5 protein-coding genes and 2 pseudogenes are annotated in these 10,140 nt (G+C 69.4%); 6 read left to right on the top strand and 1 reads right to left on the bottom strand.

Translation table 11 applies throughout. The features are described from left to right. Positions 1 to 1,072, bottom strand: a pseudogene (locus GJ633_RS10365) (glucoamylase); the annotation flags it as partial. A gap of 294 nt (positions 1,073 to 1,366) precedes the next feature. Between GJ633_RS10365 and malA the strand changes: the two are divergent. From malA to GJ633_RS10395, 6 genes and pseudogenes are all read left to right on the top strand, one after another. Next, positions 1,367 to 3,452: pseudogene (gene malA / locus GJ633_RS10370) on the top strand (alpha-amylase MalA). After that, complete coding sequence (gghA, locus tag GJ633_RS10375) at positions 3,449 to 6,040, top strand: glucosylglycerol hydrolase (protein WP_156588772.1); 2,592 nt, start codon at positions 3,449 to 3,451, stop codon at positions 6,038 to 6,040. The pseudogene malA and the gene gghA overlap by 4 nt, the downstream one beginning before the upstream one ends. A gap of 111 nt (positions 6,041 to 6,151) precedes the next feature. After that, complete coding sequence (malQ, locus tag GJ633_RS10380; protein ID WP_156588773.1) at positions 6,152 to 7,642, top strand: 4-alpha-glucanotransferase; 1,491 nt, start codon at positions 6,152 to 6,154, stop codon at positions 7,640 to 7,642. 4 nt (positions 7,643 to 7,646) lie between these two features. Next, complete coding sequence (locus GJ633_RS10385) at positions 7,647 to 8,678, top strand: sodium:calcium antiporter (RefSeq protein ID WP_156588774.1); 1,032 nt, start codon at positions 7,647 to 7,649, stop codon at positions 8,676 to 8,678. Positions 8,679 to 8,816: 138 nt separating this feature from the next. Beyond that, positions 8,817 to 9,167: a hypothetical protein gene (locus GJ633_RS10390; protein ID WP_156588775.1), complete on the top strand. Its 351-nt coding sequence runs from the start codon at positions 8,817 to 8,819 to the stop codon at positions 9,165 to 9,167. 246 nt (positions 9,168 to 9,413) lie between these two features. Continuing rightward, a complete protein-coding gene (locus GJ633_RS10395; RefSeq protein WP_197431313.1) occupies positions 9,414 to 10,031 on the top strand; it encodes a CPBP family intramembrane glutamic endopeptidase in 618 nt (205 codons plus the stop codon). The last annotated feature ends 109 nt before the right edge of the window (positions 10,032 to 10,140 follow it).

Genomic DNA, 10,140 nt, shown 5'->3' on the forward strand with positions numbered 1-10,140 from the left:
AGCGCCTCGTTCGCGCCGAGCACCGCCAGCGACGACTCCGCCTCGTCGCGGAACCACGTGTAGCCGTAGCCGCCCGACGTGGCGAAGTAGGGGTCGAACTCCGGCGCCGCGATCCGCGCGCCGACTCGGCGGTGAGCAGGTCGAGCGCGCGCAGGTCGCTCGCGACCACCTCCCGACGCGGGACGTCGTCCGGGACGCTCGGTCCGCGTCCGTCGGCCGCCTCGCGGAGGTCCTCCGCGGTCGGGTAGGCGGTCGCGATCCGCGCGATTTCGCCGATCCGCCGCTGACGGTCGGGACCGTCCGTGATCGCGTCCTTCGCGTCGTCGCCCGTGTCGCGCGTCTCTCGCCGGTCGAGCACCGCGCGGCTCGCGAGCGTCACCCGTTCCCGCCGTCCGTCTCGCTCGAACGGGGCGCGCACGACGACGTTCGGCGTGAGCCGGGAGTCCTCCCGCTGGTCGATCTCCCCGCGGTGCGGGAAGCTGTGGTCCTCCTCGCCGCGAAGCTCCGAGAGCCCCCGGAGCGGCTGCCCGTAGGCGGCCGACAGCCCCGTCGAGGCCGTGAGGAAGTCGTGTTCGGTGCGATGGTACACCTCGGCGACGTCGCCGCCGTCGGGGCCGGCGGCGTCGTGGATCATGTTGCCGACCTGTCCCTCGACCATGTCCGGCGAGAACGCGCAGGCGGCGACGAGCTCGGCGTTCGCGGGCGGCGAGCCGCGGAGTTCGACGTGCGTGAGGTGGGTGTCGCTCACGACGAGGTCGAACTGGTGGACCGTGTAGCGGCCGGCGTCGTACTCGGTCTCGACGAGCGGGGTGTCGCCGTCGTACTGCTGTCGCGTCGTCGGCAGCTCGTCGACCCAGCGCACGCCTCGGCCCGCCGTGATTCCCATGCGGAGCCGGTCGGCGCCACCGACTCCGGAGAGGGAGTACGAACAGTCGTGGACGGTTCCGTCCGGTCCGACGTGGACCAGCCGGCCGTCGTCGCCGGTGAACGCGCCGGCGGTGGTGGGACGCTCCGCCGGATAACGCTCACCGCGTCGACGTTCGTGCTCCGTGAGGGCGGTTCGCAGTCGCATGGCTCTCCTGCGTTTTCCGTCCTAAAAGCCTTGACGACCGCCCGTGTCGGTTGCCCCGTCGTCGTCTCGCCCCGCAGCAGCGTGCCGGTAGGCCGTCCTTACGTCGAATCGAGGTCCTCGTCCGCGGCGAATATGGGATTTCGCACTTCGAGATCCTCGCGCACGGCGAATCTGGGATTTCGCTACTCGATTATTTCCCGCGCTCGCGTCCGCGGGCGCGAGGAGGGGTATCGGGTCCGAGACGCGGGACGGACGAGAGCAACAACGAAGACCCCGGGCAACGATGACCGTGGTATGCACCACCCTGGACCCCCGCGGTTCCTCGCGACCGGCGAGACGACGGAACTGGCGCCGAGAGACCCCGACCCGGACGCGACCTACCGCTGGCGCGTCGCCGACGCGCCGCCCGACAGCGAGGCGACCGTCGGCGACGAGGCGGTGACGGCGTTCACGCCGGACGTTCCGGGTCGGTTCCTGATCGGGCTCGACGCGCCCGACGGCGACCACCTGCTCACCGTGCGGGCGTTCGCCGCGAGCTACGCGGACGTCGACGTCGCGGGCGGCAGCGGAACGGCGATCCGCGACCGCGGCGCCGACCGCGCTCCGGTCGAGTACGGCGCCGAGCCCGCAGACGAGGGCGTCGGCCGTCCGCGGGTGCGGCTGGACGCGACGATCGAGTCGGGCGAGGACGGCGAGCGGGAGGGCGTCGTCCGGGCGACGCCGACGCCGCATCCGGACTCGGAGCTCGACGCCGACGACCTCGCGGTGGCGTTGGTCGTCGACGACCGGGACGTCGAACGCGCGCTCGCCGAGGGGCGGCGGCACCCGCGCGACGCGCTCCGGACGCGGCCGACGGGCGCGAGCTGCGTGTCCCGACGGACGCGATCGCCGACCGGCTGCGCGTCCACGGCGTCGCGGTCGCGCGCGAACCCGGCGAGGAGCCGCGCGTCAGCCGTCGCAGAGCGGTGGGGATCGAACGGGTCGCTCGGGGAACGCTCGCCGGCGCCTCGACGGTCCCGACGGACGAGGGAATCGCGCCCGCGGCGCCCGTCTTCGAGACGGTACGGCTCAACGACCCGCCGGCGTGGACGACCGACGCGACCGTCTACGAGGTGTACGTCCGGACGTTCTCGGACGCGCCGGAGGGCGAGCGGCTCGCGGCGATCGCGGACCGGGTCCCCGAGATCGCAGAGATGGGAATCGACACGCTGTGGCTCACGCCCGTGCTCGAACACGACGGGAGGCCGCACGGCTACAACATCACCGACTTCTTCGCGATCGCCGACGACCTCGGCGACCGCGAGGACTTCGAGGCGCTCGTCGAGACCGCCCACGATCAGGGCATGCGGGTGCTCTTCGACTTCGTCGCGAACCACACCGCCCGCGAGCACGAGTGGTTCGAGGACGCCTACCGGAACCCCGACTCGCCGTACCGCGACCGGTTCGAGTGGCAGGAGTCGGGCGAGCCCGGCACGTACTTCGACTGGGAGTACATCGCGAACCTGGACCACGCGAACCTCACCGTTCGCCGACACCTGCTCGACGTGGTCGACGAGTGGGCGCCGCTCGTCGACGGCTTCCGCTGTGACATGGCGTGGGCGGTGCCGGACTCGTTCTGGCGCGAGCTGCGCGACCGGGTGAAGGCGATGGACCGCGAGTTCCTGCTGATGGACGAGACGATCCCGTACATCCCCGACTTCCACGAGGGGATGTTCGACGTCCACTTCGACGCGACGCTGTACTTCCAGCTCAGGCAGGTCGGCCGGGGGGCGGCGGCCGCGGAGAGCGTCCTCGACGCGATCGACCAGCGCGCGGAGATCGGCTTCCCGGACCACGCCGGGTTCCTCCAGTACATCGAGAACCACGACGAGACGCGCTACCGGGTCGAGTGCGGCGACGCCGCCGCGGCCGCGGCCGGCGCCGCGACGTTCACGCTCCCCGGCGTCCCGATGGTCTACGCCGGCCAGGAGATCGGCCAGCGCGGCCGGCGCGACGCCATCGCGTGGGAACACGCTCGCGAGGCAGTCCGCGATCGCTACGAGCGGCTGCTCGCGACGCGGGACGCCCACCCGGCGCTCGGTCCCGCGGGCGACCTGACCCGCGTCACTACCACGTCGCGAGCGGCGACCTCTCGGAGCAGCCGATCGTCGCCAGCGGAGACGTCCACCCCGACGACGTGGTGGCGTTCACGCGGAGCGACGACGACGAGACGCTCGTCGTCGTCCTCAACTTCGCGCCGGCCCCCGCGAGCGTCGCGGTCGACGTCGCCCACGCCGACCGCGACCTCGTGACCGACGAGCCCTGCGTCGTCGTGGACGGCGAGGGACGAGAGCGGATCCACGTCGACGAGGTCGCGGTCGTCCGCGCGGCGGAGCGATGAGCGAGGGGGGATCAGCCGCGAGTACACCCCGACGCCTCTCCGACGAGACTGCGGCGCTCGTGGACGCGGCCGCGACCGACCGTGCGGCTGGTGCCGACCGCTTCGCGGTGGCGCGGACGATCGCCGAGCGGCTCGGCGCGCACCCGATCCGACCGGCCGACGCCGACCCCGCGACGGACCCGCCGGCGGGCGTCGCCTTCGGCTTCTGGACGCCCGACCTCGTCGACGCCGGCGTCCCCGAAGACGACGTGCGGTTGGAGCTGTTCACGCCGGTCGACGGGGCGGACGCGTCGGCGGCCACAGCCGCGGTCGATCCCGGACGCGAGGACCTCCGCGAGATCTCGTTCCGGGTCGACCGGCTCCCCGTCGAGCGCGACGGCGAGTTCCACTGGGTCGCCGTCGAGGGGGTCCCGGTCGGCACGGCCGACCGGCTCGGCGCGCTCTACCAACTGGTCTACCCGGACCCCGACGGGAACGGCGAGGAGTACCGGACCGTCCGCGATCCCCTCGCACGGTCGCTCCCGTTCGGGGCGTTCGCGCCGGCGGAGGTCTACGACTGGCCGCGGCTCGACGCCACCCGTCCCGACCGCGACCACTTCGCGGCGCTCGGCACCGACCGAGAGCCCCTGGCGACGAGCCCGGACGACGGGATTCCGCGCGTCGAGCCCGCGACGAGCATGCTGGAGATCCACCCCGGCACTTCCACGGAGGAGGGATCGCTCCGCGCGCTCGCGGATCGGTTCGAGCGGATCGGCGAGAAGCTCCGGGCGGACGAGCCCCTGGAGCCCCACGAGCGCAACTACGCCGGCTACGACGCGGTCCAGTTGATGCCCGTGGAGCCGCTCACGCAGGCGTACGACCGGCAGTGGTACTGGCGGCCGGGCGGGACAGAGGGACCGGAGTCGGTCGACGGCGCGCCGCTCGACCGCGAGCGCGCGAGCGAGACGGTGACCGTCGGCGTGCAGCGGCCCGACCAGACGAACTGGGGGTACGACGTGGTGGTGAGCGGGTTCGGCGCGGCCAACCCGGCGCTTCTGGAGACCGGCCGTCCAGACGAGCTCGTCGCGTTCATCGCCGCCTGTCACGCGATGCCCGACCCGATTCGCGTCGTCTTCGACGTCGCGCTCGGCCACGCCGACGAGGCAGCTGCGGAGCTGCTCCCCGACCCCTTCTTCGAGGGCCCGGGGATGTACGGGCTCCACCTCGACTACCGTCACCCGGTGGTGCGGGCGGTCCTCCTGGAACTCCACCGCCGGAAGGCGGACTTCGGCGCCGACGGGATCCGGATCGACGGCGCGCAGGACTTCACCTACCACGACCCAGAGACGGGCGAACGGATCCACGACGACGAGTTCCTCGCGGAGCTGGATCGGGTGACCCACGAGGTCGCGGGCGCCGCGTATCGCCCCTGGATGATCTTCGAGGACGGACGTCCGTGGCCCCGCGAGGACTGGGAGCTGGCGTCGACGTACCGGACGCTCATCGACCAGCACCCCCACGCGTTCCAGTGGTCGCCGGTGACGTTCGCGCACAACAAGCCGGCGCTTCTCACCTTCTGGGCGACGAAGTGGTGGCGGATGCGCGAGGTCGCCGAGTTCGGGAGCCGGTGGATCACGGGCGTCGCCAACCACGACACGCTGCGGCGCGGATCGCAGGTCGAGGTGACTCACGACTGGAACAGCGAGGCGATCAACCCCTACCTCGCCGAGACGCCGCGGGGAACGATCCGCGAGGCGTACGACAGCCCCGCCGCGCTCGTCTGGTTCCACGTCGCGATGCCCGGCGTTCCGATGGACTTCCTCCACGCGAACCACCGCGCGCCGTGGGGGTTCGTCCGCGACACCGACCCCGCCTGGAACGTGAAGGTCGTCGCCCAGGAGGCCCCGTGGGTCGACTGGCACGTCCCCGAAGGGGCGCTCGTCGACGCGCACGGCGACGCTGCGGCAGATCCCTTCCCGCGGCTGCGGGGAGTCGGCTTCGAGACGCGTGCGGAACTGAGATCGTTCGTCACGACGCTCGCCGCGTTCGTCGAGACGACCGACTACGACGTTGACCTGATCGCCGACCTGCTGTCGGTGCAGGGGACGGCGCTGGAGCCGGACGAAAGAGGCGACGACTTGACGGCCGCCGACCTCCAGCGCTTCTCGTTCGCGTGGAGCGCCGACGTGAGCGAGTACCTCACGCTCGACCGGTGGGCCGGCGACCAAGACGACGATCGGACCGCGTTCGACCGCGCGGTGCGGGAGTTCCGACAGTCGCGCCCGTGGCTCCGCGCCGACGTCGACCCCGGTCGCGGCGAGGCGTTCGGCTACCGCCACCCAACCGAGGGGACCGTCGTGTACGAGGCGATCAGACGCGACCCCGACGGCGGCGAGAGGGTACTCGTGGCCTGCAACGTCGAGGGAACGCCGGTCGACCTGTCCCCGGCGGACGTGCTCGTCGACCTCGACGCGGGTCGTGACCGGCCCGACACGTGGACCGTGGCGCTCCCGGCCCCCGAGGTCGACGCCGCGGTCGGCGACCGAGTCAGGCCCGACGACGCGGTGACACTCGAAACCGCCGACGCGATCGTCTGGCGGGCGGAGTAGCCGTCCGACGGCCGAACTATCAGACAGTCGAACTTTATCGCGGTGGCACCGTCGGACGGTCGCGACCGACCCGTACGCAACGCTTGAGTTGGTGGGGATCACAGGAGGCGTATGCGATTCGACCGCTCCGACGGCGTGTTCTGTCACGTCACCTCGCTGCCCGGCGACCACGGGATCGGCGACCTCGGCGACGGCGCACGCCAGTTCCTCTCGTTCCTCGGCGACGCCGGCGTCGACCACTGGCAGATCTGCCCGGTCGGCCCGACGACGCCGGGCGCCGGGGAGTCGCCGTACCAGTCGCCGTCGGCGTTCGCGGGCAACCCCCTGCTGATCGACCTCCGCGGGCTCGTCGACGACGGCTGGCTCGACGAGAGCGACCTCGAACCGGTTCCCGACTTCCCGGCCGATCGGGTCGACTACGACGCCGTCCGCGCGTACAAGCTCCCCCTGCTCCGGACCGCCTTCGAGCGGTTCGAGGCGGCGGCGACCGAGGAGGACCGGGTCGCGCTCGACGCGTTCCGGGAGCGCGAGCCGTGGCTCGCCGACTACGTGCTGTTCCGGGCGCTCTCGGACGCGCGGTCGGAGGACATGTGGGTCGACTGGCCGGCGCCGCTCCGGACGCGCGACCCCGAGGTGCTGGCCGACGCCCGCGAGCGCCACGCCGCGGAGATCCGGTACCGCGAGTTCGTCCAGTGGACGTTCGACCGCCAGTGGCGCGCCCTCCGCGAGGTCGCCGCCGACGAGGGGGTCTCGATCGTCGGCGACGTGCCGATCTACGTCGCGCTCGACTCCGCGGACGTGTGGGCGAACCCCGAAGCGTTCCGCCTCGACGACGAGAGCCGCCCGACCGCGGTGGCTGGCGTGCCGCCGAACGCCGGCGACGACGGCCAGCGGTGGGGGAACCCGGTGTACGACTGGGAGCGGCTGGCCGAGCGGGAGTACGACTGGTGGATCGCGCGGTTCCGCCGGCTGTTCGAGCTGGCGGACGTCGCTCGGCTCGACCACTTCCTCGGGTTCGTGCGCTACTGGGCGATCCCCGCCGACAGCGACGACCCCGCCGACGGCGAGTGGCGCGAGGGTCCCGGCCGCGACCTCTTCGAGACGGTCGAGCGGGAGCTCGGACGAGCGCCCTTCGTCGCCGAGGACCTCGGCTTCGAGGAACCGGCGATGGACGAGCTGATGGCCGAGTTCGGCTTCCCCGGCATGCGCGTCCCGCAGTACGCCGACTGGTGTGAGGCGGGGAACCCCTACCAGCCGATGCACTACCCGGAGGACGTGGTGGGGTACACGTCGACGCACGACACGGACACGTGGGTCGGGTACCACGCGGACCTCTCCGCGGAGCAGCGCGACTGCTTCCGGTACAACGTCGGCGCCGACGGGGACCGAGGCGTCGAGTGGGAGATCATCGAGGAGGTGTGGGCCTCCGAGGCGGTGCTCGCGGTGACGACCGCCCAGGACCTGCTCGGGCTCGGCAGCGAGGCGCGGTTCAACGAACCGGGCACCGTCTCGGGCAACTGGGCGTGGCGGCTGCGGCCCGGGGCGCTCGGCGACGATATCGCCGACCGGCTGTGGGAGCTCGGCGGACGACACGTGCGGTGAGCCGATGGCGGGTACGGGATTCCTGGGCTCGCCGCTCGTCCACGTCTTCGTGATCGTCGCGGCGACCGCCGCGATCTGGGTCGGGAGCGGCTGGCTGGAGGAGGCGGCCGAGACGCTCTCCGGGTACTACGGGCTGCCGGCGGTCGTCCAGGGGTCGATCGTCGTCGCGATCGGGTCGAGCTTCCCGGAGCTCGTGAGCGTGCTCGTCACCGCAGTCGTCGGCGTGTTCGACATGGGCGTCGGCGCGCTCGTCGGGTCCGCCATCTTCAACATCCTCGTCATCCCGGCGCTGTCGGGGCTCGGCACGGACGGCGACCTCGAAGCGAGCCGGACGATCGTGTACAAGGAGGCGCAGTTCTACATGATCGCGGTCTCGGCGCTCGTCGTCACGTTCGCGCTCGCGGTCATCTACTACCCCGTCTCGTCGGACCCGATCGTCGGGGAGCTGACCCGACCGCTGGCGACGATCCCGCTGCTGCTGTACGGGCTCTACCTCTTCATCCAGTACCAGGACGTCGACGACGCCGCGCTCGACCGCGTCCGCGACGGGGTCGACGTCCGCCGGGAGTGGGCGAAGCTGCTCGCGGGCCTCGCCGTCATCGTCGTCACCGTCGAGCGGCTGGTCGCGTCCGTCGAATCGCTCGGAACGACGTTCGGTATCCCGGAGTTCCTCGCGGGCATCACCGTCGTCGCGGCCGCGACGAGCCTCCCCGACACGCTGGTGAGCGTCCGGTCGGCGCGAGAGCGTCGCGGGGCGACGAGCCTCGGGAACGTCCTCGGGTCGAACACCTTCGACCTGCTCGTCGCGATCCCGCTCGGCGTCCTCATCGTCGGGAGCGTCGACATCAACTTCTCGACGGCCGTCCCGATGCTCGGCGTCCTCACGGTCGCGACGGTGCTGCTCTTCGCGACGCTCCGGACCGACCTCTCGCTCACGCCCCGCGAGTCGTACGCGCTGCTCGCGGCGTACCTGCTCTTCGTCGCGTGGGTCGTCGCCGAGACGATCGGCGTGACGGGCGTCCTCAGGGGAATTTGAATTCTAGTGAGGATGACAGACAACAGTTCGCATACCCGCTCTTCGCCCCATCGGTTCGTTTAATACAGTGACCGCAATTGGTCCGCGAGAAAAAGCGAAAGCACATCACAAGATGCTACCGAAAGATAACGAACCTGAATGACTGCCCTCCGCACCCTCCAAAATCGAATTCGCCCGGGAGCCGTCGTGGTTATGTTGGTACTGGTCGGCGCAGCCTCCTATTTTGAGTTCGTATATTACGGGCCACCAACGCTGTATTCTGTTGTGCTCTGGATAATTGCCGTTCCACTGTTATTCGCAGCGACGGTGAACGGTATTCGAAGCCATCCACTCTATCAGCCACTGATGTATGGCGGTTTCATCGCAATCGGGACACTACAGTATCTTGATGGGAATTGGCACCTTCTCGCTGGTATTTTTGTCTTTGGTGGGATTATCGGATTGATCGCCGAATTTCGCAACAAACACGACCTCACACGTTCAGAATAACAGCGTACAATACAGGCGTTAGATAGAACGTGTCACTACCTGTTTATATTCTCAAACGTCGTCTATACGTTCGGCACTCATGCCTGATCCAGAATGGTTTCAATTACGAAACGTCGCCAACCGACAACCGAGACGCCGACCGGACCTGAATCCGCGCGAACCTTCCTCACGGCCGTCGCGCTGCTCGCGATTTCGTCCTTCGGCGGTCTGCTGATTATTGAAGGGTTCAGTAGACTTCAGCTACTGTTGGGACTCGGCGACAGCTTCGCGTTGACCTTTCTCGTCGGAGGGGGACTCGCAACGCTCTGGTTCGCCGTTGTCGGTGTCGTCTACCTGCGGTTCCGACCGGTGACGATTCACTACGATCTCCGGTGGCCGGTGCTTCGGGATGGCGGCTGGATCCTTGGCGGACTGGCCGCGATTATCATTGCGTCGCTCCTGACCGAAATCGTAGTGAGCCAGTTCGGATCCGGTTCGGCGACGAATATTTCGAACGCGGCGGCGGTCGAGAACCCCGTGTTAATCTATTCCGTGTTCCTCGTCGGAAATCTCCTGCTCATTGCCCCGATCGAAGAATTCCTGTTCCGCGGTGTTATCCAGGGCCGCCTACGTGAATGGTATGGGGCGATCACCGCGATCACCATTACCTCGATTGGATTCGGCCTCACACACATCCCGAGTTACTGGTTCGGTGGTTCTGACCTCCTCTCCGTTGGCGTCTGGGGGGCCGTGGTGAGCATCGCAGCCACCGGCTTCATCCTCGGCTACGTCTACGAACGAACGAACAGCCTGCTGACGGTGAGCATCATCCACGGGCTCGTCAACACCATCGGAATCGGACTCGCCTTGCTCGCATTCCTCTAAACGCAGTTACCACCTTCCACTCTGGGCAGACTTGGGTATCATTACCGTTGTAGGAGGTGATATTCCACGCTTGATACGCAAGCTAGTACTACGATAGAGGGATAGTTGA

Source organism: Halorubrum sp. CBA1125, from assembly GCF_009742825.1.
Lineage (GTDB): Archaea > Halobacteriota > Halobacteria > Halobacteriales > Haloferacaceae > Halorubrum.